This is a genomic window from Dietzia psychralcaliphila (assembly GCF_003096095.1).
Taxonomy (GTDB): domain Bacteria; phylum Actinomycetota; class Actinomycetes; order Mycobacteriales; family Mycobacteriaceae; genus Dietzia; species Dietzia psychralcaliphila.
Map to the genome: position 1 here is coordinate 3,597,713 of NZ_CP015453.1, position 25,189 is coordinate 3,622,901.

General features: G+C 70.4%; 25 protein-coding genes. 14 read left to right on the forward strand and 11 right to left on the reverse strand.

The window, feature by feature from the left end:
• Positions 1–108: 108 nt before the first annotated feature.
• On the reverse strand, positions 109–834 hold the full coding sequence (locus A6048_RS16680; RefSeq protein WP_107746948.1) for a superoxide dismutase family protein: 726 nt from the start codon (positions 832–834) through the stop codon (positions 109–111).
• Between the two features lie 167 nt (positions 835–1,001).
• A complete protein-coding gene (locus A6048_RS16685; RefSeq protein WP_107746949.1) occupies positions 1,002–1,958 on the reverse strand; it encodes a GlxA family transcriptional regulator in 957 nt (318 codons plus the stop codon).
• A gap of 126 nt (positions 1,959–2,084) precedes the next feature.
• Here A6048_RS16685 and A6048_RS16690 point away from each other — a divergent pair, with 126 nt between their 5' ends.
• Entirely contained in the window at positions 2,085–2,714 is a 630-nt protein-coding gene (locus A6048_RS16690) for an isochorismatase family protein (protein WP_107746950.1), read from the forward strand.
• 151 nt (positions 2,715–2,865) lie between these two features.
• Here the strand turns inward: A6048_RS16690 and A6048_RS16695 are convergent, their stop codons facing one another.
• The 4 genes from A6048_RS16695 to A6048_RS16710 form a co-directional block, all read right to left on the reverse strand.
• Positions 2,866–5,328, reverse strand: a complete 2,463-nt coding sequence (locus tag A6048_RS16695; protein ID WP_107746951.1) for a heavy metal translocating P-type ATPase — start codon at positions 5,326–5,328, stop codon at positions 2,866–2,868.
• A complete protein-coding gene (locus A6048_RS16700; protein ID WP_107746952.1) occupies positions 5,325–5,555 on the reverse strand; it encodes a heavy-metal-associated domain-containing protein in 231 nt (76 codons plus the stop codon). Before A6048_RS16700 ends, A6048_RS16695 begins: the two co-directional genes overlap by 4 nt.
• 82 nt (positions 5,556–5,637) lie before the next feature.
• Positions 5,638–5,925: a metal-sensitive transcriptional regulator gene (locus tag A6048_RS16705; protein WP_107746953.1), complete on the reverse strand. Its 288-nt coding sequence runs from the start codon at positions 5,923–5,925 to the stop codon at positions 5,638–5,640.
• A gap of 95 nt (positions 5,926–6,020) precedes the next feature.
• Positions 6,021–6,644 (reverse strand): helix-turn-helix transcriptional regulator, encoded by a 624-nt coding sequence (locus A6048_RS16710; protein ID WP_107746954.1) that lies wholly within the window; start codon positions 6,642–6,644, stop codon positions 6,021–6,023.
• A gap of 149 nt (positions 6,645–6,793) precedes the next feature.
• On the opposite strand from A6048_RS16710, the gene A6048_RS16715 reads away from it, so the two are divergent.
• Positions 6,794–7,069 (forward strand): WhiB family transcriptional regulator, encoded by a 276-nt coding sequence (locus A6048_RS16715; RefSeq protein WP_107746955.1) that lies wholly within the window; start codon positions 6,794–6,796, stop codon positions 7,067–7,069.
• Between the two features lie 16 nt (positions 7,070–7,085).
• On the opposite strand, the gene A6048_RS16720 is transcribed toward A6048_RS16715, so the two are convergent.
• Positions 7,086–7,787: an O-methyltransferase gene (locus A6048_RS16720; protein WP_107746956.1), complete on the reverse strand. Its 702-nt coding sequence runs from the start codon at positions 7,785–7,787 to the stop codon at positions 7,086–7,088.
• 123 nt (positions 7,788–7,910) lie between these two features.
• Between A6048_RS16720 and A6048_RS16725 the strand changes: the two genes are divergently transcribed.
• The 4 genes from A6048_RS16725 (at position 7,911) to A6048_RS16740 (ending at position 11,875) form a co-directional block, all read left to right on the forward strand.
• The gene (locus tag A6048_RS16725; protein WP_107746957.1) at positions 7,911–9,236 is read left to right on the forward strand and encodes a lipase family protein; all 1,326 of its coding nucleotides are present in this window, start codon (positions 7,911–7,913) and stop codon (positions 9,234–9,236) included.
• Between the two features lie 73 nt (positions 9,237–9,309).
• Entirely contained in the window at positions 9,310–9,744 is a 435-nt protein-coding gene (locus tag A6048_RS16730; RefSeq protein WP_235027550.1) for a MarR family winged helix-turn-helix transcriptional regulator, read from the forward strand.
• The gene (locus tag A6048_RS16735; protein WP_107746958.1) at positions 9,741–11,162 is read left to right on the forward strand and encodes an MFS transporter; all 1,422 of its coding nucleotides are present in this window, start codon (positions 9,741–9,743) and stop codon (positions 11,160–11,162) included. The genes A6048_RS16730 and A6048_RS16735 overlap by 4 nt, the downstream gene beginning before the upstream one ends.
• 20 nt (positions 11,163–11,182) lie before the next feature.
• The gene (locus tag A6048_RS16740) at positions 11,183–11,875 is read left to right on the forward strand and encodes a lysoplasmalogenase family protein (RefSeq protein WP_159110345.1); all 693 of its coding nucleotides are present in this window, start codon (positions 11,183–11,185) and stop codon (positions 11,873–11,875) included.
• Between the two features lie 93 nt (positions 11,876–11,968).
• Here the strand turns inward: A6048_RS16740 and A6048_RS16745 are convergent, their stop codons facing one another.
• Positions 11,969–13,354: an alpha/beta hydrolase domain-containing protein gene (locus A6048_RS16745; RefSeq protein WP_235027549.1), complete on the reverse strand. Its 1,386-nt coding sequence runs from the start codon at positions 13,352–13,354 to the stop codon at positions 11,969–11,971.
• A 59-nt stretch (positions 13,355–13,413) separates the two neighbouring features.
• On the opposite strand from A6048_RS16745, the gene A6048_RS16750 reads away from it, so the two are divergent.
• Both A6048_RS16750 and A6048_RS18340 read left to right on the forward strand, forming a co-directional pair.
• On the forward strand, positions 13,414–14,301 hold the full coding sequence (locus A6048_RS16750) for an alpha/beta fold hydrolase (protein WP_200837387.1): 888 nt from the start codon (positions 13,414–13,416) through the stop codon (positions 14,299–14,301).
• Positions 14,302–14,745: 444 nt separating this feature from the next.
• Positions 14,746–14,949, forward strand: a complete 204-nt coding sequence (locus tag A6048_RS18340) for a hypothetical protein (protein ID WP_146166343.1) — start codon at positions 14,746–14,748, stop codon at positions 14,947–14,949.
• Positions 14,950–15,129: 180 nt separating this feature from the next.
• Here A6048_RS18340 and A6048_RS16760 read toward each other — a convergent pair whose 3' ends face one another.
• Positions 15,130–15,507, reverse strand: coding sequence for an LppP/LprE family lipoprotein (locus tag A6048_RS16760; RefSeq protein WP_235027548.1), 378 nt, complete (start codon positions 15,505–15,507; stop codon positions 15,130–15,132).
• Positions 15,508–15,786: 279 nt separating this feature from the next.
• On the opposite strand from A6048_RS16760, the gene A6048_RS16765 reads away from it, so the two are divergent.
• The 3 genes from A6048_RS16765 (at position 15,787) to A6048_RS16775 (ending at position 19,820) form a co-directional block, all read left to right on the forward strand.
• A complete protein-coding gene (locus tag A6048_RS16765) occupies positions 15,787–16,611 on the forward strand; it encodes an acyl-CoA thioesterase (RefSeq protein ID WP_107746962.1) in 825 nt (274 codons plus the stop codon).
• Positions 16,612–16,656: 45 nt separating this feature from the next.
• Positions 16,657–18,288, forward strand: a complete 1,632-nt coding sequence (locus tag A6048_RS16770; protein WP_107746963.1) for an acyl-CoA dehydrogenase family protein — start codon at positions 16,657–16,659, stop codon at positions 18,286–18,288.
• A gap of 161 nt (positions 18,289–18,449) precedes the next feature.
• The gene (locus A6048_RS16775; RefSeq protein ID WP_107746964.1) at positions 18,450–19,820 is read left to right on the forward strand and encodes a cytochrome P450; all 1,371 of its coding nucleotides are present in this window, start codon (positions 18,450–18,452) and stop codon (positions 19,818–19,820) included.
• Between the two features lie 185 nt (positions 19,821–20,005).
• Here the strand turns inward: A6048_RS16775 and A6048_RS16780 are convergent, their stop codons facing one another.
• The gene (locus A6048_RS16780) at positions 20,006–21,640 is read right to left on the reverse strand and encodes a long-chain fatty acid--CoA ligase (RefSeq protein WP_107746965.1); all 1,635 of its coding nucleotides are present in this window, start codon (positions 21,638–21,640) and stop codon (positions 20,006–20,008) included.
• Positions 21,641–21,691: 51 nt separating this feature from the next.
• A complete protein-coding gene (locus A6048_RS16785) occupies positions 21,692–22,108 on the reverse strand; it encodes a carboxymuconolactone decarboxylase family protein (RefSeq protein ID WP_107746966.1) in 417 nt (138 codons plus the stop codon).
• A 297-nt stretch (positions 22,109–22,405) separates the two neighbouring features.
• Here A6048_RS16785 and A6048_RS16790 point away from each other — a divergent pair, with 297 nt between their 5' ends.
• The 3 genes from A6048_RS16790 to A6048_RS16800 are packed head-to-tail and all read left to right on the forward strand — an operon-like array spanning position 22,406 to position 25,175.
• The gene (locus A6048_RS16790) at positions 22,406–23,347 is read left to right on the forward strand and encodes an ABC transporter substrate-binding protein (RefSeq protein ID WP_235027546.1); all 942 of its coding nucleotides are present in this window, start codon (positions 22,406–22,408) and stop codon (positions 23,345–23,347) included.
• The gene (locus tag A6048_RS16795) at positions 23,344–24,372 is read left to right on the forward strand and encodes a FecCD family ABC transporter permease (RefSeq protein WP_107746967.1); all 1,029 of its coding nucleotides are present in this window, start codon (positions 23,344–23,346) and stop codon (positions 24,370–24,372) included. Before A6048_RS16790 ends, A6048_RS16795 begins: the two co-directional genes overlap by 4 nt.
• On the forward strand, positions 24,369–25,175 hold the full coding sequence (locus A6048_RS16800) for an ABC transporter ATP-binding protein (protein ID WP_107746968.1): 807 nt from the start codon (positions 24,369–24,371) through the stop codon (positions 25,173–25,175). The genes A6048_RS16795 and A6048_RS16800 overlap by 4 nt, the downstream gene beginning before the upstream one ends.
• Positions 25,176–25,189: the final 14 nt, after the last annotated feature.

A 25,189-nucleotide genomic window follows, 5' to 3' on the forward strand; every position in this document is an offset into this window, starting at 1 on the left:
CCGGGGCCTTACCGGACACTTGACCGGACAGCTGTCCGGTCAAGTGTCGCGGCGAGGCGTCGCGGTCGGTTGTGGGGTCGGTTGTCGGGCTCGATTGTCGGGGTCGGGTCAGCCGAGGACGACACCGCAGGCGCTGCGGCTGCCTCCGTCACCCGCCATCAGCGTGTCCTCGTCGGGCCCCTCCGGCGCGTAGCGCTCCGGGATGTTGGCCAGGTTGTCCGAGTTCTCGTGGATCATCACGGCCGAGCCGTCGTCGTCCAGGAGCAGCTCGCGGTCCAGCCGGTCGGTGAGCGTGGTGATGCGTGCGGTCCCGTCGCCGGCGACGTAGAGCGGCGGCAGGTCCCCCGCGTGCTCGGGGTGGCCGGCCCCGCCGTCGGGACCGGCAAGGTGCCCACCAGCCGAGAGGAACGCCCCTCGCTCCTCGGGGTCGTTGGGGTTGGCGCTGTCCGGCTCGCACAGGCCGGTGGTGTGGATGTGCAGGCCGTGGAAGCCGGGCTGCAGTCCGGTCGCCTCGACGGTCACCAGGGTGCCGCCGTCGGCCTCGACGAACTCCACCGTGCCGAGCTGTCCGCCCTCCGGGTCGGTGAGTTCGGCCGTGGCGAAGGACTGGCCGCCCTGCTCGTCACCCTCGGTTCCGGTGGCGGCAGTCGTGGCGGTGTCCTCCTGGGGAGTGGTGTTTCCCTCGGCGGCGGGCGAATCCTCGCCGGTCCCGCACGAGGCGGCCAGCAGGGCGGCGGCGGTCAGAGCGACGAACGTGGTGCTCCTGCGCGCGCGGCCGCGAATGGGCGTGGCCCGTGTGGTGGCGGGCTGTGTGCGAGCGGTCTGTGCGGTCATCCGGGGACCTCCTTGTCGGCCTTGTTCTCGTCGACCTAGTTCTTGTCGGCCTTGTTCTCGTCGGCCTTGTCCTTGTCGACCTTGTCGGCGTCGTGGCCGTCACCGTACCCAGGCTCATGGGAGGCGCAACCGCGTGTTCTTCCACGGTTCCGCGCGGCGGCGGGCTCCTAGCTCGGCCCGGAGTCCCCGAACCGGCCCCGATACGAGGTGGGGGTCGTGGAGAACGTCCGGACGAAGTTCTGCCGGAAGGTCACCACACTGCCGAACCCGCACTCCTGTGCGATCGTGCCGACCGGGCGCGAGGTCTTCTCGAGGAGCACCCGAGCGTGATCCAGCCGACGGGACAGTACCCATCGCGCTGGACTGGTGCCCGTGACCTTGTGGAACGACCGGACGAAGTTCCGTCGGCTCATGCAGGCCCTCGCCGCCAGGTCATCCACGGAGAGCCGCTGATCCAGGTTCGACAGGGCCCATTCGATGGCCTCCCCCACCCGGTCGTCACCGCTGCGCTGCGGGATCGGTTGCTGGATGTACTGCGCCTGGTCGCCCTCTCTGTGCGGTGCCACCACGATGTGACGCGCGAGCGTCGCGGCCTCGGCCGAACCCAGGTGTCTCCGGACCAGATGCAGGCACGCATCCAACGAGGAGGCCGTCCCGGCCGAGGTGAGCACGTCACCGTGATCGATGTAGAGATCCGCAGACCGGACCTCCACGCCGGGCGCCCGGCGGCCGAGCTCCTCGGCCCCCTCCCAATGGGTGACGGCGGAACGGCCGTCGAGAACGCCACTGGCCACCACCGGGAACGCGCCGAGGCACAGACCCGCGACGGCGGCGCCGCGACGGTGCGCGCCGTGGATCACGTCGAGCAACTCGGGGACCGGGTCCCGTAGGTCGACGGGCCACGACGGGAACACGAGCAGATCAGCCTCTGCCGCGACGTCGGGACCGCAGAGGTCTTCCAGGAGAAGGCCTTCCGCGGTACGGACCCCCAGCCCGTGGGCGCTCCAGGTGTTCACCGTCCACCCGTTCGCGAGACCCAGACGCGTGACCTCTCCGAACACGAGCAGGGGCGCCGCCAGATGGAACATCGTGATCCCGTCGAAGACGTGGACGGCGATCTTCATATCCGGCCCGGATCCATCGAAAGCATGCGCATATGCCACTCACGGTACGCCGCCCCCGCGGCCGACACTGGAGTCCGGCGTCGGCACCCGCCCGCGCCACCCGCCACGTCCCCTCGGAGGTTCACGATGACCGACTCCCGCCGCGCCCTCGTCCTGGTCGACATCCAGAACGAGTACTTCACCGGCCCACTCGAGATCCAGTTCCCGCCCCGCGACGCCTCGCTCGCCCGGATCCTTCGCGCAGTCGAGATCGCCGACCAGGCCGACATCCCTGTCGCAGTGGTCCAGCACGAACTCCCCGAGGGCGCGCCCGTGTTCGCCGGCGGCAGCACGGGCTGGGAGCTCCATCCGGACCTGCACGCCGCCCTGCCCGCCGATCCGGCCCGGTTCAGCAAGACCTTCGCCAGCATCTTCGACGGCACCGGCATGACCGACTGGCTCCGTGAGAACTCGATCGACACCCTCACGCTCGTCGGGTACATGACCAACAACTGCATCATCGGCAGCGCGGTGGGTGCCGAGCCGCTCGGCTTCGCCGTCGAGGTTCTCTCCGACGCCACCGGCGCGATACACATCTCCAACGAGGCGGGCTCGGTCTCCGCCGAGCAGGTCCACACCACTCTCATGGCGGTCCTCAACTCCAACCTCGCGGCTGTGGCCACCACCGACGCGTGGGCCGAGGCCGTGGGCGCCGGGACCGCGCTTCCGGGCAGCGACCTGGGAAGCTCCGCCATGCAGGGTCGCAGCGAGTACTGATCGTCCGACCACGGACCACCCCGCTTCCCCGAAATCCGCTACTCCCCTGCACAATCCGCTAGCCGATTTTGGTAGCGAACCGCACAGGGGAGTAGCGGATTTCGGGGGTTGGAGCTCGGGGGTTGGAGCTCGGGCGGTGGAGACCGGCGGGTCAGGCCGCGGCGCGGAACCGCCGCAACCGCAGACTGTTGAGCACCACGAACACCGAGGAGAACGCCATCGCCGCACCCGCGATCATCGGGTTGAGCAGGCCGGCCGCGGCCAGCGGGAGCGCGGCGATGTTGTAGGCGAACGCCCAGAACAGGTTGCCCTTGATGGTGCCCAGCGTCCGGCGGGACAGCCGGATGGCGTCGGCCGCCGCGCGCAGGTCACCGCGGACCAGCGTGAGGTCGGAGGCCTCGATCGCCGCGTCGGTGCCCGTGCCGATCGCCAGGCCCAGGTCGGCGGTGGCCAGCGCTGCCGCGTCGTTGACGCCGTCGCCGACCATGGCCACGACCCGACCCTCGGACTGCAGCCGGCGGATCACCTCGACCTTGTCGGCGGGCAGCACTTCAGCGATGACCGTCTCGGAGATCACGGTGTCCGGGCCGGGTTCGATCCCCACCTGCGCGGCCACCGACGCGGCCACCCTGGCGTTGTCGCCGGTCAGCAGGACAGGGGTCAGACCCAGGCCTCGGAAACGACGGATCGCCTCGGCGGAGGTGTCCTTGATCTGGTCCGCCACCACCAGGACACCGCGGGCCCGGCCGCCCCAGCCGACGGCCACCGCGGTCTGGCCGCGCTCGGAGGCCTCGTCGATCGCCCGCTCGAGCTCGGCCGGCAGCGGCATGTCGCGCTCGGCGAGCAGGGCCGGACGGCCCACCACGACCACCTCGTCGTCGTCACGGTTGTCGTCGTCACGGTTGCCGTCGGTGCGCTCGGCACCGACCCGTCCCGACACCCCCAGCCCCTCGGTGTTGCGGAAGCCACGCACGTCAGGCAGATCACCGACCCGCTCGCGGGCGCCGGCGGCGATCGCCCGGGCGATGGGGTGTTCGGAGGCGTCCTCGACCGCTCCGGCCAGGCGCAGCAGTCGCGCCTCGTCCTCGCCGTCGGCGGCCGTGACTGAGACGAGCGCGTGCGCACCGGTGGTGACGGTGCCCGTCTTGTCCAACACGATCGTGTCCACGCGACGGGTGGACTCCAGCACCTCCGGCCCCTTGATGAGGATGCCCATCTGCGCGCCCCGGCCCGTACCCACCATCAGCGCCATGGGCGTGGCGAGGCCCAGTGCGCACGGGCAGGCGATGATCAGCACCGCGACCGCGGCCGTGAACGCCATGGAGGTGCCGGAGCCGGTGATCATCCAGTACGCGAACGTCGCCACCGCCAGCACCAGCACCACGGGCACGAAGATGCCGGAGATGCGGTCGGCCAGACGCTGGGCTGCGGCCTTACCGGATTGCGCGTCCTCGACCATCTGCGCCATCTGCGCGAGTTGGGTGTCCGAGCCGACACGGGTGGCGCGCACGACCAGCCGGCCACTGGTGTTGACGGTCCCGCCCACCACGGAGTCGCCGGCGGACACCTCGGCCGGCACGGATTCGCCGGTGACCATGGCGGTGTCCACGGCCGAGGCGCCGTCGACGATCTGACCGTCGGTGGCGATCTTCTCGCCGGGCCGCACGACGAACTCGTCGTCGACCTGCAGGTCCTCCACGGGGATCCGGGTCTCGACACCGCCGCGCAGCACCGCGACGTCTTTGGCGCCGATCTCGAGCAGCGCTCGCAGCGCCGCGCCCGCCGACCGCTTGGACCGGGCCTCAAAGTAGCGGCCCAGCAGCACGAAGGTGGTGACCCCCGCCGCGGCCTCGAGGTAGATGTCGCCGGCGCCGTCACTGGGTGAGAGCGAGAACTCGAATCCGTGCGTCATCCCGGGCATGCCGGCGTGACCGAAGAACAGGGCGTACAGCGACCAGAGGAAGGCGGCGGACGTGCCGATCGACACGAGGGTGTCCATGGTGAACGCGCCGTGCCGGAGGTTGATCGCCGCCGCGCGGTGGAAGGGCCAGCCACCCCACACCACGACCGGAGCGGCGAGGGTGAGTGAGAGCCACTGCCAGTTGGTGAACTGCAGTGCCGGGATCATGGCCATCGCGATCACCGGCACAGACAGAACGGCGGAGATGATCACTCGCTGGCGCAGGCTCTCGACCCGGTCGGGGGCCGCGCTGTCATCGGTGGTGCTGTCATCGGTGGTGCTGTGGCCGGTGGCGCTGTGGTCACCGGCACTGTTGTGCGTGGCGTCGGCCGCGTTGCCGGTCGTCCCGGCGGGCGTCCCGGCCGCGCCAGGCGCGGGCGTGCTCGGCCGTTTGGGTCGAGGACGTGGCAGCCGCGCCGAGTAGCCGGCCTGCGCGACGGTGTCCAGCAGCAGCTGCGATTCCACGCCCGGGGCGTACTCCACGCGCGCCTTCTCTGTGGCGTAGTTGACCTCGGCAGTGACGCCGTCCAGCTTGTTGAGCTTGCGCTCGATGCGGTTGGCGCACGAGGCGCAGGTCATGCCCTCGATCTGGAGGTCGACGAAGGTGGTCGCCGGCTGGCTGGCGATATCGATGTCGGTGTTGGTGTCGGTCATGGCGTGGTCACCTCATCCGCGGCGTCGAGTGTGTACCCGGCCTCGTCCACGGCCGCGCGGACGAGCGCGGGGTCGACGGGGTCGGGGGCGACGACGACGAGGCGGCCCGACTCCAGGTCGACCTCGACCGCCTGGACGCCGGGGATCTCGGAGACCTCCTCCTTGACGGAGGCGACGCAGTGGCCGCAGGTCATTCCGGAGACGGTGAAGGTCGCGGTGGCGGACATGGAGTTCTCCTCGTGCAGTTGATCGTGGGGTTTCCGCGAGCGCGACCCGCGGCGGGTTCGGGTACAGCCGGTTCGCCGGCAGTCAGGACTTGACCAGGCGTGCGATGGCGGCGTTGGCCTCCTTGAGCTTGGCCTCACCCTCGGGACCGCCGTTCTCGATGGCGCCGGCCACGCAGTGGCCGAGGTGCTCCTCGAGCAGGTTGAGCGAGAGCGACTGAAGAGCCCGGGTCATGGCGGAGACCTGGGTGAGGATGTCGATGCAGTACTTGTCCTCCTCGACCATCCGCTGCAGGCCCCGGGCCTGCCCCTCGATGCGGCGCAGCCGCTTGAGGTGGTCTTCCTTGTGCGGGGTGTATCCGTGCTCAACCATGATCGATACGGTACCCCCCTAGGGTATCTAATTCAAGGCAGAGTTCATCCGGGCATCGCCACTTCCCACCGCCGCGCCGATCGGAGCGGCAGCTCTCACGGCTGCCGGTCTGGCTTCAATCCGTTCTCGATCCCCCAGGCCACGGCCTGGGCACGCGTGTTCACGCCCATTTTCCGGTAGGCCGCGCGAATGTAGGTCTTGACGGTGTTCGCCGACAGATAGCACCTCTCGGCGATGTCCTGATTGGACATACCCTGCACGATCAGCCCGACCATCTCGGCCTCGCGTGCGGACAAACCCGCCTCTTTGGCGGGCCAGTCGTTGGCTCCCGTGGCGGACAGCCCCGGCCCCACCAACGTCACGACGCGCCCCGCCGCGATCTCCTCTATCCCCCGGACCAGATCCGGAGCGGACAGAGACTTGGAGAGGAAGCCGTTCGCCCCCAACGCCAGACTGTCCTCGACGGCATCGTGGCCCGCGGCGAACGAGTAGACGGCCACCGCGCCGATCGACGGATCCTCACGCAACGCGGCCAGTCGAGCGTGCTTGCCCACCGGCGCGGCGAACGTGTCGTACAGGGCCACGTCCACCGCCGCCGCACCCTTGTGGACAGCGTGCTTCTCCACGACCTCTATCCGGTCGGCGTACTCCGAGAGAATGGCGTTCACCCCGGCTACGACGACGAGGTAGTCGTTGACCACTGTCACTCTGACCGGCATGGCCAGACCATAGCAATAGTCGCTGGACCACCTGGATCCGGCTTTACACCCCTGAGGGTGTAGTTGGGCCGCTTTCATACAGCGGATGATGAGTTGCTGTTGCGCCAACCATCTACGCATCGCCGCCGAACCGAAAGTGGGAACATCATTTGAACGAGACCGCTTCGACTGCAGTACACGATCGATGGGCCTGGGCCGACCGCGGCAACTGCGTGGGCCACCAGGACTTGTTCTACAACGACGACCACGACCTCAAGGGTGAGCGGCGAAAGAACGAGGAGCTCGCCAAACAGCTCTGCCAGACGTGTCCGGTGCTCGAACGGTGTCGCCGCTACGCCGTCGAGGAGAGAGAGCTCTACGGAGTCTGGGGCGGAATGACCGAGCTGGAACGGCACAAGATGGCGGGCCGACTCCGCACCGGCTGACTCGCGTCGCCCAATCTCACCGGACGCGGGCCAGAGCGAAGCCGTCCCAGCCCTTGGCCCCCACGGTTTGCAGGGCGGTCGCATCCAACCGCGGGTGGCCTCCGAGCAGCTGAAGCACCTCGCGGCTGCCGAGCACCCCGGGATCGTCGGAGTCCGAGTCCGCGACCCCGCCCCGGCGGACGACGTTGTCCACCACGATCACGCTGCCCGGACGCGTGAGCTGCAATGCGAGCTCCACGTAGCGCGGATTGCTCGGCTTGTCGGCGTCGATGAACACCAGATCGAACGGCTCGGCGCCGGAGTCGATGAGCCCTTGCGCCGACTCCGCGGCCGGCCCCATGAGCACCGTGACGCGGTCGGGCACCCCGGCCCGCTCGAGGTTCGCGCGCGCCACCTCGGCGTGACGCGGGTCGATCTCGAAGGTGACCACCTCGCCGTCGTCACCAAGGGCGCGGGCGAAGCTCGTCGCGCTATACCCGCCGAGGGTGCCGAACTCCAGGACGCGCCGCGCGCCGACCATCCGGCACAGCAGCGCCAGGAACCGCGCCTGGGCGGCGGAGACCTCGATCCCGGGCAGGTCCGCCGCCGCGGTGGCCTCACGGACCTCCCGAAGAACCTCGTCCTCGAGGCCCAGCGCCTCGTCGAAGAACGCGTCGACCTCCGCCCAACGGGAGTCGCGGTCAGGGGAGTCGGCCCGGCCGGGCAGGTGATCTGTCATGTCCACGACGTTAGCGCCGCATGGGTGCGTGAACCACGTAGGAGGGCTGCGGCTTAGACTCCGTTCATTAGTGATTCACGACACATTCAGTCCGGGGGGACCGTGTTACTTCGTCGAACCGCGATGCGCGCTGCCGCACTCGCCACCGCTCTGGCAACCACCATCGGCGGAGGGGCGATGCTCGCTCCTGTCGCCGCCGCGCAGGGGTCGTCCAACGACCCGGCTCCGGCGTTCTACCAGCCGCCGGCCGAGCTGCCCGCTGGCGCGGGCGCGCTCATCAAGACAGAGCCCTTCCCGCTCGCCGGTGCGATCCCTCCGATCCCGGGGGCGGACTTCGTGTCGAACGGGGCCGGTCCGATCTCGACCGACGCCCAGCGGATCATGTACACCTCCGTCGGCTCGAGGAACCAGCAGGTCGCCGTGACCGGGACCTATCTCCAGCCCCGTGCTCCCTGGACGGGCCCGGGGGCGCGGCCGCTCGCGGTGCTCGCGCCGGGCACCCAGGGTCAGGCCGACCACTGCGCGCCATCCAAGACCTTCCAGAACCTGGCCACCGTCCGCACGGACCCGCCCGGCGTGGGCTTCGGCTACGAGATCATCCAGGCCTACGCGCTGCTCGCCCGCGGTTACGCGGTCGCGATGACCGACTACGAGGGACTGGGCACGCCCGGCATCCACCCGTACGTCCACCGCGAGTCCTCCGCCCGAGCCGTGTTGGACATCGCCCGCGCCGCGCCGAAGATCCCGGGCGCGGATGTCGGTCCTTCACCGCGCACCGTGTTCACGGGTTACTCGCAGGGCGGTGGCGCGGTGGCCGCGGCGGCGGAGTTGCACCCGCAGTACGCGGCCGAGGTGAACCTGGTCGGCACCGCCGCCGGTTCGCCGCCGGCCGACCTGCTGGCCACACTCGAGAAGGCGGACGGGTCGGCGATCGCCGGCGTGATCGGGTACTCCCTCAACAGCCTCGTCGACGCCTATCCGGAGATGAACCAGATCCTCGACGCCTACCTCAACGACCACGGCCGGGCGATGCTCGCCGCCACCTCCGACCAGTGCATCGGCGAGACCGCCATTCAGTTCTTCCAGCAGCGCACCACCAACTTCACGCTGTCCGGCAAGTCCGCCGGCGAGATCGCCAGGCAGGATCCGGCGATCATGGACTACCTGGAGCGCCAGCGCATCGGTCGACTGGCACCCTCCACGCCGGTGCGGATCCTGTCCCCCGTGAACGACGACGTGGTGCCCGGTCACCAGTCGCAGCGGCTCGGCCGCGACTGGTGCGCGCAGGGTGCGGCCGTCGACATGGTGATCGACCACACCCCGCCGGTGGCCACCGGTCTGGTCATCAACCACGCGGTGCCGATGCTCTCCGGACTCGGCGGGACGGTGCAGTACCTGGCCGACCGGATCGACGGCCTCCCGGCGCCAGTCAACTGCGGGACGTACTGAGCCGCCCGACCCCTGCGCGTCGAGAAGAGCATCCCGCAGTTAACTTGCGCAACTACCTTGTAGAATCGTTCAGGTGAGCGACCCGACCGACCCGAGTGTGCTGGCCACCGACCTGCGCGAGGCCCTGCGCCCGCTGTGGCGGCGGTTCCACGCACACCGGACGCTGTCCATGGGAAAGACCGGGATCCTGTTCCGCCTCGACCACCACGGCGCACTGACCGCAACCGACCTCGCCGCTCTCGAACGCATCAGCCATCAGGCGGTGGCGGGCGCGGTCCGCGAACTCGAGGAGATGGGCCTGGTCTCCCGCAGCCCCGACCCCGCTGACGGCCGGCGGGTCCTGATCACGCTCACCGACTCCGGCCGCACACGCCTGATCAGCGAGCGCTCGGCCGGCCAGGAGTGGCTGGTCCACGCGATCACCGGTGGTCTCAGCGAGTCCGAGCGCGCCACCCTGGCCGCAGCCGTACCCCTGCTGAACAGGCTGGACGCAGAGGGCCCGGGGTGACCACGACCGACCGCGCACCCGCCCCCCGCTGGTTCCTCCAGGCCCTGGTCTACGCGGGGCTCACCAGCGCGATCGTCAGCTCGCTGGGGATGCTGCTGGTGCCGTCGGTGGCAGGCGAGTTCGGCATCACCGTCAGCGCCGCCCAGTGGATGCTCACCGTCAACCTGCTGGTGGGCGCGGTGGCCACGCCCATCATGGGGCGCCTCGCGGACGGCCCCCACACCAGGCGGTTGCTCCTGGCGTCGCTGGCGGTGATCTTCGCGGGGTCGGTCATCGCCACCGTGGCCACGGACTTCACCGTGTTCCTGATCGGCCGGGCACTGCAGGGCCTGCTCTACGGGACCGTCCCGATCACCATCGCCCTGGCCCGCCGGCACCTGAGCTACTCCGAGTCCCAACCGGCGATCTCCACCCTGTCCGTCACGGTCTCCGTGGGCATGGGGCTGGGCTACCCGCTCACCGGTCTGCTCGCCGCGGGGTTCGGTCACCGGTCCGCGTTCGCCTTCGCCGCGCTCTTCGTGGCCACCGCGGCAGCCGGGGTATGGCGGTTCGTGCCCCCCGGGCCCGACCCCCTCGCCCCGCGTACACCCCTCGACCTGCGCGGGGCGGTTCTGCTGGGCACCGGCCTGGCCACGCTGCTGCTGTGGATCTCCGAGGCCCAGGGCTGGGGTTGGGTCTCGCCGCGCGCCCTCGTGACGCTCGCGGTGGCTCTGGTGGCCCTCACCGCGTGGGGTGTGCACAGCGTGCGGACCCGGTACCCGCTGATCAACCTGCGGGTGGTGCGACGGCCCGAGGTGCTGCTGGCCAACGCCACCGCGATCGGGCTGGGCACCGCCCTGTACATCGGCCTGTCGATCGCGAGCCTGGTCGCCCAGGCCCCCACCGACACCGGCTTCGGGCTCGCCGTTCCCCTGATGTGGGCGGGCTTCATGATGGCCCCGCTCTCCCTCGGCAGCTTCCTGGCCAACCGCGCGGTCCGCGCGCTCTCCCGCCGGGTGGACATGGCGGTCTTCCTGCCCGTCGGCGCGGCCGTGATGACTGTTGCTTCGGTGCTGCTGTGGCTGGCGCACAGCGACTTCCTCACGCTCGCCGCCGGCATGTTCCTGTTCGGTGCGGGGATCGGCTCCGGTTACGCCGCGATGCCCGCGCTCATCGCCCGCAGTGTGGCCGTGGACCAGCTCGGCAGTGCCGTGAGCTTCAACCAGGTCCTGCGCACCGTAGGCGGCGCGGTGGGTGCGGCACTGTCCGCGGCCGTGCTCGCCGCGCACCCGTCCGACTCGACCTACTCCACCGACGAGGGCATCACCATGGCATTCGGCGTGGGCGTGCTGTGCTGCGCCGCGGTGATGGTGGCTTTGACCTGGCACGCCGTCATGGGACGACGACGAGGCCGCCCACCCCGGGACGCCCGGCGATGACAGGCGATAGCGTTCTCCGCATGCGCGCCCTGAGCCTGGCCCCCGTCGCCGTGGTGACCCTCGTGCACCTGATCGCGCTGGTCACCGGCGCCGACACGGTGGCAGCGTGGTCGCAGGTCCTGCTCATGCCCGCGCTGGCGGTGGTGCTGCTGGCCCTCCCGCCGGGCGACCGCGGTCCCGCCTGGCCCTGGGCACTGGGCGCACTGGCCGCCAGCTGGGTGGGGGACTCGCTACCGAAGGTCGTTCCCCACGACGCACAGTTCCTGGCGATGATCGGCGGGTTCGCTGCGGCCCAGGTGCTGTGGATCGTCGCCTTCACCCGCGTGGACCGGGGCCGATCGCCGTTCGCGTGGACCCTGCTGCTCATCGTGGTGGCGGTCGCGCTGCTCGCGGTGACGGTCCCGGCGGCCGGGATGCTCGCCCCGGCCGTGGTGGTCTACGGACTGCTCCTGCTCGCCGTCGCGTGGCTCGCGTCCAGCCACGGCTGGGTCGGCGCCCTCGGTGGCGCCATGTTCGTCCTGTCCGACGGCCTCATCGCCCTGGGCGCCTTCCGGCCCGAGCTCGTGGACTGGTCGAACCGCGACCTGGCGGTCATGGCCACCTACGTCGCCGCTCAGGCGCTGTTCGTGGCGGTCGTACTGCTCACGCGCTCCCCCGACCGCACCTTCGGTCGCGCACCCCGCCGCGGCACCCGCGCCCCCGCCAACCCGTGACGCACCCGCTCCCGCCCGAGGACCTCGACGCCGAGCAGGTTCGCCCGAGATCATCGAGGACAAGCGGACGCGGTGAATGCCGGCGGGGACACATCACCAGGTGATGCGCTCCGGGCGGGCGTCGGCCAGGATCTCCTCGCGGTCCTCGGGCAGGAGGAACCCCTCGGCGATCAATCGATCTGTGGCCTCGCGATAGGCCACCAGGTACTGCTCGCGCCCCGGATGCTCTCCCCCTGACTGACCCTCACCCGGCCACCGGTCCCGCAGCACCTGCTCGGGCAGCTCCACGGTCCGCCCGAGGAGCATGCAGAGGGGTTGCGCCTCGGGATGGGGCACACCGGTGAGGTGTTCGACCGGGGCCTCCACGACCGGGGTCCGTACGCCTCCCCGGCCGTTGCCCATGTCGTCGGCGATCACCCCGTCGTCGTCGTCGATTTCCACCGGCAGGGCGGCCGGCGGGCGCGCACCCCCGGCGACCCAGGACACCAGGTGCCTCAGGGCGGCGCGGAGGACGAAGACCTGCTGTCCGCTGTTGACCGGGCCGTGGCAGTCGACGAATTGTGCGAACTCCCCCAGTTGGTAGAGGTCCGCGTGCGCCTGGCCGGCGATCTCCCAGGTCACCACGTACTCCGAATCGGGCTGTCGGGCGGGCAGGGAGGCGATCCTGCCGATCAGGTCACCCTCCGCCTGCACCACTACTACCGGCGCGCCCACGTCCTCACGGAGTGCCGCCGGCCCTCGACCGAGCGCCGCGACGATGTCGCTCCCGCGGCCGCGGTCGTCGAACGGCAGGTATCCGGCTCCACGGCTGTGGAGGAGGAACGCGTCGAACACCCCGACCCGCGGGTGGACGCCGTTGACGTAGGAGGTCAGCGCGAACGCCGACTGCGACTCGCCCACCGCGATCACTGTCCGCGCGCGGAGGTCCGCCAGGGGCCCGGCGCCCTCCGTATCTCGCACGTACCGGCCCACCTGCGTGACGATGTCGTAGGCGTACGCGTCGCCGGGGTGGTGCAGCTCGCCATAGCGCTCGGGCCGCTGGGCTCGGAGTCCCTGGGTCTGCCCGCCGAGGCCCACCGCCGCGTCTCCGCCCTCGACCGCGACGAACTGCGCCGACACCCCGACCCAGGCGTGACCCGCCCGCAGGATCTCGTCGGCGAGATAGGTGTAATCCGGTGCGGCGTCCTGGCCCCCACTGACATTGAGCCACTCCACCAGCACCACGCCGCTGAATGAGTCCGGCTCCGGCCGTCGCACCAACACGCGGGTCGCGAACGGCGCGGAATCGGCCTCGGTGAGCTCGAAGCGACCGTCGCCCGGGGTCGCCACCGGGTCATAGGAGACGGCCTCGCCGGACACGGCCCACTCCGACTCGCTGAACCCGGCGGCCGCCAGGTCGGGGGCCGCGCGGCCGGACATCGGCGGGAAGGGCTTGCCCTGGGTCAGCTCTACAAATGTCGCGCGTGGGGACTGGTGCATGGCCCGATTGTGCCTGTTAGCGTCGCTCTGGCGACCCCCTTTCGGCCCAAGGAGACCCGGTGCTCGACGCGATCGACCTCTTTCCCGGCTTTCGCTCCCGGGCGATCGAGACCGCCGGCGCCCGGATCCGGGTGCGGGTCGGCGGATCGGGACCGCTGGTAGTGCTGCTGCACGGGTACCCGCAGACCGGAGCGATGTGGCACCGGTTTGCGGCGAAGCTGGCCACCCGGTACACCGTTGCCGTTCCTGACCTGCGCGGATACGGGGAATCGGAGTGCTTCGACGACGATTTCTCCTTCCGCGCCATGGCCGCCGACGTCGCCGGACTGATCGAGAGAGTCGCTGTTGAGGGCGACGACGACAAGGCGATCGTCATCGGCCACGACCGGGGCGCCCGCACCGCGCATCGGCTGGTGCTCGACCGGCCCGGGCTGGTCGACCGCGTGGCCCTGCTCGACATCCTGCCCACCACCGAGGTGTGGCGACTGATGTCACCGGAGATGACCCGCGCGTACTACCACTGGGGTTTCCTGGCCCGGCCCGAGATCGCCGAGCCCATGATCGCCGGCGACCCGGTGCGTTTCCTCCACTCGGCGCTCGCCGGCCTCTACTCACCGCTGGAGGCGTTTCACCCGGAGGCCCTGGCCGAGTACGAGCAGGCCATCCGTCGACCCGGCGTCATCCACGCCATCTGCGGCGACTACCAGGCGGGCGCGACCGTGGACATCGAGCACGACGAGGCGGATCGGGACCTCCGGCCGGACCTGCCCGCGCTCATACTGTGGGGATCCCGGGGGAAGGTGGGCGCGGAGGTGGACCCGCTCGAGGTCTGGCGCGGCCGGCTCCCCCGGGCCGAGGGTCACGCGATCGATGCCGGGCACTACCTCGTGGAGGAGGCGCCCGATCAGACGTGGGCGGCGCTCGAGGAGTTCATGGACCGCGGTTGAGTCCCCTGGTCTCCTGGTCGGGGTCGTCCTCGGGTCCACACGGCGGCCGCTGAACCCCCCGTCGACGCCGAGGTGCCGGCCGGAACCCCCGTCGGCGTCTGCGAGGTTCCGGGCACAGAGGTCGGTGCCGACGACGGCGCTCGGGTTGTCGACGTCCGGGCAGTTGTCGGCAGGGTCGTCACAGGCAGGGTCGTCTCAGGCAGGGTTGCCGTCAGCCGGGTCGACGTCGACCGGGTCGGCGTCAGCTGCCGTGGACCCGATGGTTCTGCAGACCAGTCCGAGGTGCGACAGGTGACCAGATACTCGCGCGCCATCCACGCGGGCGCGCCCATCGCTATCGCCTCGTCCGGGCAGGTCATGGTGTAGGTCGAGACTCCGTCGGCGGGCCGCCATCGACCGTTCCGGAACACCGCCCAGAACGGGTCCCCCGAGATCTCGCCGGCCATGACCGCCCAGCCCCCACCGCAGTCGAGGACGCGCGCTCCGCTGCCCGGGTACCCCAGGTCGGTATTGATCACCCCGGCGTCACACACCGCCGCTGGTCCCACGATGGCCGGGGGTTCCGGCGCAGCGGTGGTCGCGGTCGGCGGGGTCCCGGTCAAGGCCGCGGTGGTGTTCTGGCTGGTCGGGGTCGCCACCGCGGCCTGAGGGGGGGTCGTCGTGTGCTCGCATCAGAACGACAGTGGTGGCGACGACGAGGGCCCCGACCGCCACAGCCCCCGCGAGGGCGGGGTAGACCCACGATCGACCGGCTCCCCCACCGCTGTCCGGACCGCTCGGCCCGTCCCGCGCGTTCGTCCCGCTCACGTCGTCACCCCCCCGCCCGCGCTAGAGGGTTATCCCCGGAGGCAGCGGTCCGATCGGGGTGGCGTCGCCCGCGCCAGCGAAGGGATTCCACACGTAGATGGTGGAGGCGTACCCCGCCGCCGCGTTCGGTTGACCCGCCGCCGGCTCCTGCTGGATTCGCAGTTCCACGTGGAAATTGCTGTGTTGCCCCAGCAGGACTCGCGGCGTGGCCCCGGGCTGCGTCGCGACCTCTACCCCGCGGTGGAATAGCACCATTCTGGTCGGCGAGGACCCCGTCCCGCCCGCGGTCTCGAGGAACAAGTATCCGAGCTCACCGCAGAGGTTCCCGCTCTGCCCGACCGTCCACCCGACCCCGGGGAAGGGCCCTGGGGTCTGTGCGGCGATCCGCTGAACGTCCACGGCACAACCGGCTGGCGGCGACATGAGGGAGTCGGTGTTGACCGCCGACGCAACGGGCGAGACAGCTACGAGTACCCCGGCGGTCAGGGTTGTAGCGGTGAGTGTTCTGACGGTTCCGGACATCGTGATCGCCCTCTCCTGACGAATTCCCAACATCCCAATGGTGACATGGCTCACACAAGGTGGCCACCGGGAGTTACGGCTGCCCCTCGCCGCCCCCTGGGTACGGTGGGACCACTCGGCGACGCACCCCTCACGTCGCCCGATCAGGAGAGTGCCGTGACCGGTCAGAGCAGCCCCGCACACCCACTGGATCAGGCCGTCGCCCTCGAGCTCGCCGGCGAGAACCTGGTCCGCGGCCGCACCGTGGACGCGTGGGCGAACATGGTCGGCCCGTTCGGCGGGACGACCGCGGCGACGATGTTGCAGGCGATCCTGCAACACCCGGAGCGACACGGTGACCCGCTGGCGCTGACGCTGAACTACGCGGGCCCGGTGGCCGAGGGGGAGTTCGAGATCGAGGTGCGACCGACCCGCACCAACCGCTCCAATCAACACTGGTGGCTCGAGATGCGTCAGGGCGATCAGGTGGTCACCACCGCCACCGCGATCACCGCGCTGCGCCGCGAGACGTGGTCCGAGACCGAGGCCGGTCCGCCCGAGGTCCCGGCGCCGGAGGACCTGTCCCCTGCCGCGGCGGACCGCGGGGTCAGGTGGGTGGACAACTACGACATGCGGTTCGTGACGGGGGCGTGGCAGTCGGTCGAGGACGGGGAGACGAGCCAGGATTCGACGACGACGATGTGGATCCGCGACACCCCGCCCCGCACCCTCGACCACGTCGCACTCACGGCGATGTGCGATTCGTTCTTCCCGAGGTCGTTCCTCCGGCTCGGCAGGCCGGTCCCCGCGGGCACGGTCACGTTGACGATCCACTACCTGGCCACCGCGGACGAGATCGCCGCTCAGGGGACCGACTTCATCCTGGGCAGCGTCCACGCCCACCGGTTCCACGGTAATTATCACGATGAGTCCGCTCGCCTGTGGGGCCGGGACGGAACGCTCCTCGCCACGAGCCACCAGTTGATGTACTTCAAGTCCTGACGCACTCGACCCCGTAGAGGGAACCCCCACAGAGAGAATCCGGACATGTCGACGACGCGCAACCACACCACCCATGAGGTCCTCAACCAGGCGCCGCCGCGTGTGGACGTGGACGAGTACGCCCTCAATCCCGCGCTCCGGGAGGCCGTGGGCGTCTTCGCTCCCGGAGCGGCGACCGACCGATTCCACGAGATCGGCCGGCACGTGGGCACAGAGCGGTACCAACACGACGCGGAGTTGGCCAACACCCTGACCCCGGTGCACCACGCGCACGATCGGTGGGGCAACCGGGTGGACGAGATCGAGTTCCACCCCTCCTATCACCGGATCATGGAGTACTCGGTCTCCCACGGACTGCACACCTCGGCCTGGGCCGATCCGGGCCCCGGCGCAAACGTGGAGCGGGCGGCCGGCTTCATGCTGGTCTCGCAGATCGAGGCGGGTCACGGTTGCCCCCTGTCCATGACGCACGCCGTCGTGCCCTCCCTGCGGCTCAGTCCCGAACTGGCCACGGAGTGGGAGCCGGCACTGATGTCCACCGCCTACGATCCCCAGCTGCGGGACCCCGCCACCAAGTCGGGCGTGCTGTTCGGCATGGCCATGACCGAGAAGCAGGGAGGCTCGGACGTCCGGGCCAACACCACCACGGCCACCCCGGTCGGCGACGGCCTGCACATGCTGCGCGGACACAAGTGGTTCTGCTCGGCCCCGCAGTCGGACGCCTTCCTGGTGCTGGCGCAGGCGCCCGAGGGTCTGAGCTGCTACCTCGTCCCACGCGTCCTACCGGGCGGCGAGCGCAACCCCTTCCTGGTCCAGCGCCTCAAGGACAAGCTCGGCAACAAGTCCAACGCCTCGTCCGAGGTGGAGTTCGACGGCACCCTGGGCTGGATGGTCGGCGAGCCCGGCCGCGGGGTGCGCACGATCATCGAGATGGTCGGCCGCACCCGCCTGGACTGCGTGCTGGGCGCGACGGCGGGAATGCGCCAGGGCGTGGCCGAGGCCGCGTGGCACGCCCGTCACAGGGCCGCGTTCGGCGCGACCTTGGTGGACCAACCGGCCATGGCCGCCGTCCTCGCGGACCTGCAGCTCGAGGCGGAGGCCGCCACCTGGACCGCCACCCGACTCGCCGCCGCGTACGACGACGAGTCGACCGCGTACCGCCGGCTGGCGACCGCGGTCGCCAAGTACTGGACCTGCAAGCGCGGGCCCAACCACGCCTACGAGTCGCTGGAGTGCCTGGGCGGCAACGGGTACACCGAGGCGTTCCCCCTGGCCCGCCGCTACCGCGAGCAGCCGGTGCTGGCGGTATGGGAGGGATCGGGCAACGTCATCGCGCTCGACGTCCTGCGCGCGATGGCTCGCGAACCGGAGTCGGTGGCCGCGTTCGACGCGGAACTCTCCGCCCAGTTGGGCACCCACGAACTGTTCGACCGGCACGTCGAGCGGGTCCGCGGACTGATCGGGCGCGCGGCGTCCGACCCCGCCGCGGCACCCGCGATCGCACGGCGACTCGTCGAGGCCATGGCCCTCGCCCAGCAGGGCGCTGTCCTGCTCGCGCACGCCCCGGCGGCGGTCGCCGAGGCGTTCTGTCTGGCCAGGCTCGGCGACGACCGCTCAGCCGAGTACGGCGCACTCCCCGACGGCGTGGACATCGCCGCGCTCGTCGCCCGGGCCTGATCCCGGCGGTCGGCGATCGACGCTCGTAGTCCGCGGCCTGATCCCGACACCCGGTTCCCGACTCCCAATTCCCGGAGAAACGACACCGTCAGTTTCGCTATTCGGCTGACAATCCTGTGAGGGGAGTCACAGACTGGAGGGACCCGACAAAGAGGTTCAGAATGTCAATCGATGGTGATCCGCGCGACCCGGTCTACCGACCGGGCCCGGCCCCCCTCCGCTCCCACCTGCCGATCCTGGGCGGGACCCTCGAGTACGTCGACAACCCACTGGCGACCATGACCCGTCGATACCGCGACCACGGACCGGTCTCCGAGCTGAGCTTCCTCGGCGCCACCTGGACCGCCCTGCTCGGCCCCGACGCGTGCCAGATCGCCCTCCAGAACGCCGACAAGGCGTTCGCCAACGGCCCCGGCTGGGGATACCTCGTGGGGCCGTTTTTCGATCGCGGCCTGATGCTCCTGGACTTCGCCGAACACCACCACTACCGGCACCTCATGCAGGAGGCGTTCACCCGCCCCCGGCTCGAGGGGTACGCCCGCACCCTGGCTCCGCTGGTCGAGAGCGGGATCTCGGGCTGGACCCCGGATAGTGCGTTCGAGATCTATCCCGCACTCAAGTCGCACACGCTCGACTTGGCCACAGAGGTGTTCATGGGCGGGGCCGAGTACGCCCGTCCCGGGGAGATCGAGCGGGTCAACACCGCGTTCGTGGACTGCGTGCAGGCCGCCAACGGGTACATCCGCTCCACGGCACCGCTGCCGTTCACCAAGTGGGGTCGCGCCACCCGCGGTCGGCGGTTGTTGGAGGAGTTCCTCCGCCGCCATCTGCCCGCCCGCCGCGCGAACCCCGGCGAGGACCTGTTCTCCGCCCTGTGTCAGGTGGCCGACGCCTCCGGCGGGATCGACGACGACGACATCATCAACCAGATGATCTTCCTGCTGATGGCCGCGCACGACACCACCACGAGCACCGTGACCTCGATGGTCTACGAGCTCGGCCGCGATCGTGAATGGCAGGAGCGGTGCCGGCGGCAGTGTCTGGAGCTGGGCCCCTCGCCGACCCTCGCCGAGTTGGAGGGGCTCACCGATCTGGACCTGGTGATGAAGGAAGCGCTGCGGCTGCATCCTCCGGTACCGGTGCTGGCCCGCAGGGCGGTCAAGGACACCGAGGTGCTGGGGGTCAAGATCCCGGCAGGTCGGCTCGTCTCGGTGATGCTGCTGATGTCGCACCACATGCCCGAGTACTGGACCGACCCGGAGCTCTTCGACCCCGAGCGGTTCACCGAGGGCAGACGCGAGGACAAGTCGCACCGCTACGCGTGGGAGCCGTTCGGCGGCGGGGTCCACAAGTGCCTCGGCATGATCTTCGCGAACCTGGAGTCCAAGCTCGTCCTCAGCGCGCTGCTCCGCCACTTCGAGTGGTCGGTGCCGCTCGACTACACCCCGCCCATGAAGAACGACTCGCTGCCGTTCCCCGGGGACGGACTCCCGGTGGAGCTCCGACCCCTCAGCCCGGTCCGCGCCGGCTGAGCCGACCCCCGCACCGCGCCCGATCCCCGCGCCGCGCCTGATGCCCGCACCGCGCCCGATTCCCGCACCGCGCCCGACCCGCGCGCGACCGACCCCGATCCAACGAGAAGAGCGTCCCGCACACCTGCCTCTCGGGCGATGTGCGCGGAACGCTCTTGACGATGGCGGGGCGGCCCGCCCGGGGGCTACTTCTCCAGGGCGTTGACCACGGTGAGCTCGCCGTCGGAGTGCGAGACGCGGATGCGCTTCTTGTCGAGCTTGCCGACGCTGGTCTTGGGGATCTCGTCGACGAACGCGAACTTCTCGGGCACCTGCCACTTGGCCATCCTGGTCTCGAGGTGCGCCCGCAGCTCCTCGACGTCAGGGTCGTTCACGCCCTCCTTGACCACGATGGTGGCCAGCGGGCGCTCGTCCCACTTGGGGTCGGGGATGCCGATCACGGCCGCCTCGGCCACGGCCGGGTGCTCGAGGAGGTAGTTCTCGACCTCCACGGAGGAGATCCACTCGCCGCCGGACTTGATGATGTCCTTGGCACGGTCGGTGAGCTGCAGGAACGCCTCGGGGCGGACGTAGCCGACATCGCCGGTGCGCAGCCAGCCGTCGTCGAACTGGTCCGAGTTGTCGACCTTGTAGTAGCTGCCCGTGATCCAGGGGCCACGCACCTGGAGCTCACCCACGGACTCGCCGTCCCAGGGCATTTCCTGGCCGGCGTCGTCGACGATCCGGGCCTTGACCCCGGCGATGAACCGGCCCTGCGTGGTGCGCAGGTCGAACTGCTTCTCCTCCGGCAGGTCCGCCTTCGGCCGCGACAGCGTGCCGATAGGCGAGGTCTCCGTCATGCCCCACGCGTGGATGATGTTGATCCCGTAGTTGTCCCGGAACTTTCGGATGAGTGCGGGCGGGCAGGAGCTGCCGCCCACGACAACGGCACGGAAGCTCGACATGTCGATGGGGTGATCGACGCTGTACGCGTCCACGGCCTGCCAGATCGTGGGAACGGCGGCGGCCAGGGTCGGCCGCTCGGAGGCGATCATCGCGGCCAGTGGCTCGGGCTGCAGGAAGCGATCCGGCATGAGCAGGGACGCGCCCACCAGGAACGACGCGTACGGCAGGCCCCACGACATGGCGTGGAACATCGGAACGATCGCCAGCACGTTGTCGTCGAGCGAGATGTCCATGCCGTCCGACATGCACACCTGCATCGAGTGCAGGTAGATCGACCGGTGCGAGTAGACGACACCCTTCGGGTCACCGGTGGTGCCCGAGGTGTAGCACATGGCCGCGCCCGCGTTCTCGTCCACCTCGGGCCAGTCGAACTCCGTCGGCTGGCCGGCGAGGAGCTCCTCGTAGTCGTGGACCTGCACACCCTCGGGGGCCTCGAGACCGGCGGCGCCGCCACCGGTGACGATCACGTGCTCGACCGTCGAGAACCGGGGCAGGAGCGGCTGGAAGAGCGGGATCAGGCTCGGATCGACGATCACGACCTTGTCCTCGGCGTGGTTGGCCACGAACTCGAGCTGGTCCGGGAACAGCCGGATGTTCAGGGGGTGGAGCACCGCGCCCATCGAGGGGATCGCCAGGTACGCCTCCATGTGCTCGGAGTTGTTCCACTGGAACGTCGCGACGCGCTGGTCGTCGTCGATCCCCAGGGTCCGCAGCGCGTGGGCGAGCTGCGCGGCACGCTTGCCGAGCTCCCCGAACGAGATCTTGCGTGGGCCCTGATCGGTCCAGGTGGTGACGACGGCGTCGGAGTGGACGGTCGCGCCGAACTGCAGGATCGTGCTGATGTTCAGCTGTTCCGGCTGCATGGTGCTGCGCATGCGAGGGGCTCCTCACTCAGGGGGTGTCGGGGGTCACTTCTGGACGCGACCCTACCCTTCGTCCAGGGCGTCGAAGATCTCCTGGACCGTCTTCATGGCCGAGAGGGCGGCGGGAGCTCCGCAGTACCCCGAGGCATGGATGACCGCCTCGGTGATCTCCTCGCGGGTGAGGCCGTTGGTCAGGCCGCCGCGCACGTGCCCGGCCAGCTCGGCGTTCGCCCGCAACGCCACCAGCATGCCGATGTTCAGCAGACTCCGGTCCCTCCGGCCGAGCCCCGGGCGGTTCCAGATGTTGCCCCACACGTTCTCGGTGACCACGTATTGGATGGCCTCGGAGGCCGTGCCCTCGGCCCGACCCATCGCGCGGTCCACGAAGGCGTCGCTCATCACCTCACGCCTGGTCGCAAAACCCTGCGACCGCAGATCCCCGGCCGAAGGCCCTTCGCCCGAACTGTTCGTCGTCGTCATCTCGTGGTCCTTCCCGTCGTGCCCGTCTCCGGGCGGTCACGGCCCATCCTGCCGTCGGCCCTGGGGTCGGCTACTCTCGGATGGTCCGGCCCCCGCGCCGGACACCCGTGGTACCCGGCGGAAGTCGGTGTGAATCCGACGCTGCCGGAGCAACTGTGATCCCGCCTCGAGCGGGCGAGCCAGGTCGGCCGGTACCGCGGCGCCGTACGAACTGACCTCGGACGAAGGACGGTTGCGTGCCGCGGCGTCCGCGTCGCAGCCGTGCTGCTCTCGTCCTGGCGACCCCAGGAGGATGTCATGCACCGTCCACGAGTCCGCACGATGCCCGGATCCCGTTCCCTGCTCGTCGCCGGCCTCGCCGCCGTCGCCCTCGTCGCCTCGGCGTGTTCCGGAACCTCCGACCAGGGAGCCGACCGGGCCGACGGCACCGATGTCGCCGCCTCCGGCGAGCCGCGGGCGATCATCTCGCTCAGCCCCACCACCACCGAGATGCTGTACGCCGTGGGCGCCGGCGACCGGGTGATCGCGGTGGACGAGCGCTCGGACTTCCCGGAAGACGCCCCGGTCACCGACCTGTCGGGCTACACCCCGAACCTCGAGGCGATCCTGGGCTACCAACCGGACCTGGTCGTGGCCACGGACGACACCGGCGACATCGTGTCCGGTCTCGAGCGGTCCGGGGTCGAGGTCCTGCTGCTCCCCGCCGCCCAGACCCTGGACGACACGTACACGCAGCTCGAACAGGTCGGCGCGGCCACCGGGACGATCGGCGAGGCCGCCGAACTCGTCTCGCGGATGCGGGCCGAGATCGACGAGATCGTGGCATCGGTCCCGGAGCGCGAGACCCCGCTGACCTACTTCCACGAGCTCGACGACACCTTCTACACCGTCACCGACGACACCTACATCGGCGAGGTGTACTCGCTGCTCGGGATGACCTCCATCGCGACCGGTGACGACACCTACCCGCAGCTGTCCGAGGAGCTGATCCTCGAGGCGGACCCGGACCTGGTGATGCTCGCCGACGGCCAGTGCTGCGGAATCACGCCGGAGGTCGTGGCCGAGCGCCCCGGGTGGGGCGAGCTCAGTGCGGTCAGGCAGGACCGCGTCTTCGTGGTCGATGAGGACCTGGCCAGCCGGTGGGGCCCGCGCGTGGTGGACTTCATGCGCGAGGTGGCCGGGATCGTCTCGACACTGCCGGTGAACGACCCACAGCCCGAGAGGGAACCTGCCTCGTGATCCGTGCGTCGCCCCGCCACGCCCTGGTGTTGGGCGGAGCGACACTGCTGTTCCTCGTGGCGCTGCTGGCGGGCACGCTGGTCGGACCGGCCGGGCTCACCCCGGGCGGGGTCCTGCTCGAGCTGGTCGGCCGGCTGCCCTTCGTGCACGTCGAGTCGGGGTTCTCGCCGCGCCAGCAGGTGATCCTGTGGGAGATCCGGATCCCGCGGGTCGTGCTCGGCGGGATAGTCGGCGCGATGCTGGCGCTCGCCGGTGCGACCTACCAGGGCGTGTTCCGCAACCCGCTCGCCGACCCCTACCTCCTGGGGGTGTCCAGTGGCGCCGGGCTGGGCGCGACGCTGGCGATCGTCGTGGGCGGGGTCATGGGTTCGGCACTGGTGCCCCCCGCGGCCTTCGTCGGCGGCATGATCGCGGTGATGGCCACCTACGCTCTCGGCCGCAGCGTCGGCGGCGGGCGGACGGAGGTCGTGATCATCCTCGCCGGTGTCGCCGTCGCCGCGTTCGCCAGCGCCATCCAGACCTTCTTCATGCAGCGCAACGACGAGACCCTGAGGCAGGTGTACTCGTGGATGCTCGGCCGACTCACGACCAGCGGTTGGTCCGAGGTGCGGACCGTGCTGCCGTACGTCATCGTCTCGGTCGCGGTGATCGCGCTGTTCCGGCGCACCCTGGACGTGATGGCCGTGGGCGACGTCGAGGCCTCCACCCTCGGCATCGCCCCGGCCCGGGTGCGACTGGTGTTGATCAGCGTCGCCACGCTGGGCACCGCCGCGGTCGTGTCCGTGAGCGGCCTGATCGGGTTCGTCGGCATCGTGATCCCCCACGCCGTGCGGATGGTGATCGGCCCGGGCCACCGACTACTCCTACCGCTGTCGCTGCTGGTGGGGGCGAGTTTCCTGATCCTCGCCGACATCGTTGCCCGCACCGCGATGAGCCCCGCCGAGCTGCCGATCGGAGTGGTGACCGCCGCGATCGGCGCCCCGTTCTTCCTGTTCGTCCTGCGGCGGAGCAGGGGACTCATATGACCACCGCTCCGACGACGCCCACGGCCCTGTCCTGCCGCGGGCTCCACGTGGCCCGCGACGCCGTCCCCGTTCTCCACGGGATCGACCTGGACGTGCCGACCGGGGCGTGGATCTCCCTCGTCGGACCGAACGGTTCGGGCAAGACCACCCTGCTCTACGCGCTGGCCGGGCTCGTCCCGTCCCGCGGGGAGGTGGAGGTCATGGGGCTGGCACCCCGCCGGGCCGGGCGCCGGAAGGTGGCCCGGACCGTGGCGTTGATGCCGCAGCGCCCGGTGGTCCCGGAGGGCGTGAGCGCGCGGGAGCTGATCAGCCTGGGCCGCACCCCCCACATCCCCAGGTTCGGCACCGAGTCGCCCCACGACCACCAGGTCGTCGAGAGCGTGATCGACCGCCTCGCACTGCACGACCTGGCTCCGCGCATCGCCACCACGCTGTCCGGGGGCGAGCTCCAGCGGGTGGTCCTGGGCCGGGCACTGGCACAGGAACCCCGCGTGTTGTTGCTGGACGAACCGACGAGCGCTCTCGACATCGGGCACCAGCAGCAGGTTCTCGACCTGGTCGACTCGATGCGTCGCGAGAGCGGGATCACCGTCGTGGCCGCCATGCACGACCTCACCTCCGCCGCGCACTACGGCGAGCGACTGGTCCTCCTGGACGGCGGTCGTATCGTCGCCGACGGCGCCCCCGAGGAGGTGCTGACCGTGGAACGGGTGGCCGAGGTGTACGACGCCCGCGTCGAGGTCCTCGACCGCCGCGACGGCCGCGCCGTCCTGCCACTGCGCGAGCCCGGAGCGTCGGCCTGATGCCGGGAGCGAAT

Coding starts and splice junctions, on each gene's coding strand:
- A6048_RS16685 (WP_107746949.1), bottom strand. CDS start 1,958: ATGAAGATCGCCGTCCACGTCTTCGACGGGATCACGATGTTCCATCTG.
- A6048_RS16705 (WP_107746953.1), bottom strand. CDS start 5,925: ATGGTTGAGCACGGATACACCCCGCACAAGGAAGACCACCTCAAGCGG.
- A6048_RS16770 (WP_107746963.1), top strand. CDS start 16,657: ATGTCGACGACGCGCAACCACACCACCCATGAGGTCCTCAACCAGGCG.
- A6048_RS16695 (WP_107746951.1), bottom strand. CDS start 5,328: ATGACCGACACCAACACCGACATCGATATCGCCAGCCAGCCGGCGACC.
- A6048_RS16785 (WP_107746966.1), bottom strand. CDS start 22,108: ATGACGACGACGAACAGTTCGGGCGAAGGGCCTTCGGCCGGGGATCTG.
- A6048_RS16690 (WP_107746950.1), top strand. CDS start 2,085: ATGACCGACTCCCGCCGCGCCCTCGTCCTGGTCGACATCCAGAACGAG.
- A6048_RS18340 (WP_146166343.1), top strand. CDS start 14,746: ATGACCGCCCAGCCCCCACCGCAGTCGAGGACGCGCGCTCCGCTGCCC.
- A6048_RS16710 (WP_107746954.1), bottom strand. CDS start 6,644: ATGCCGGTCAGAGTGACAGTGGTCAACGACTACCTCGTCGTCGTAGCC.
- A6048_RS16790 (WP_235027546.1), top strand. CDS start 22,406: ATGCACCGTCCACGAGTCCGCACGATGCCCGGATCCCGTTCCCTGCTC.
- A6048_RS16775 (WP_107746964.1), top strand. CDS start 18,450: ATGTCAATCGATGGTGATCCGCGCGACCCGGTCTACCGACCGGGCCCG.
- A6048_RS16680 (WP_107746948.1), bottom strand. CDS start 834: ATGACCGCACAGACCGCTCGCACACAGCCCGCCACCACACGGGCCACG.
- A6048_RS16745 (WP_235027549.1), bottom strand. CDS start 13,354: ATGCACCAGTCCCCACGCGCGACATTTGTAGAGCTGACCCAGGGCAAG.
- A6048_RS16800 (WP_107746968.1), top strand. CDS start 24,369: ATGACCACCGCTCCGACGACGCCCACGGCCCTGTCCTGCCGCGGGCTC.
- A6048_RS16700 (WP_107746952.1), bottom strand. CDS start 5,555: ATGTCCGCCACCGCGACCTTCACCGTCTCCGGAATGACCTGCGGCCAC.
- A6048_RS16740 (WP_159110345.1), top strand. CDS start 11,183: ATGCGCGCCCTGAGCCTGGCCCCCGTCGCCGTGGTGACCCTCGTGCAC.
- A6048_RS16720 (WP_107746956.1), bottom strand. CDS start 7,787: ATGACAGATCACCTGCCCGGCCGGGCCGACTCCCCTGACCGCGACTCC.
- A6048_RS16780 (WP_107746965.1), bottom strand. CDS start 21,640: ATGCGCAGCACCATGCAGCCGGAACAGCTGAACATCAGCACGATCCTG.
- A6048_RS16725 (WP_107746957.1), top strand. CDS start 7,911: ATGCGCGCTGCCGCACTCGCCACCGCTCTGGCAACCACCATCGGCGGA.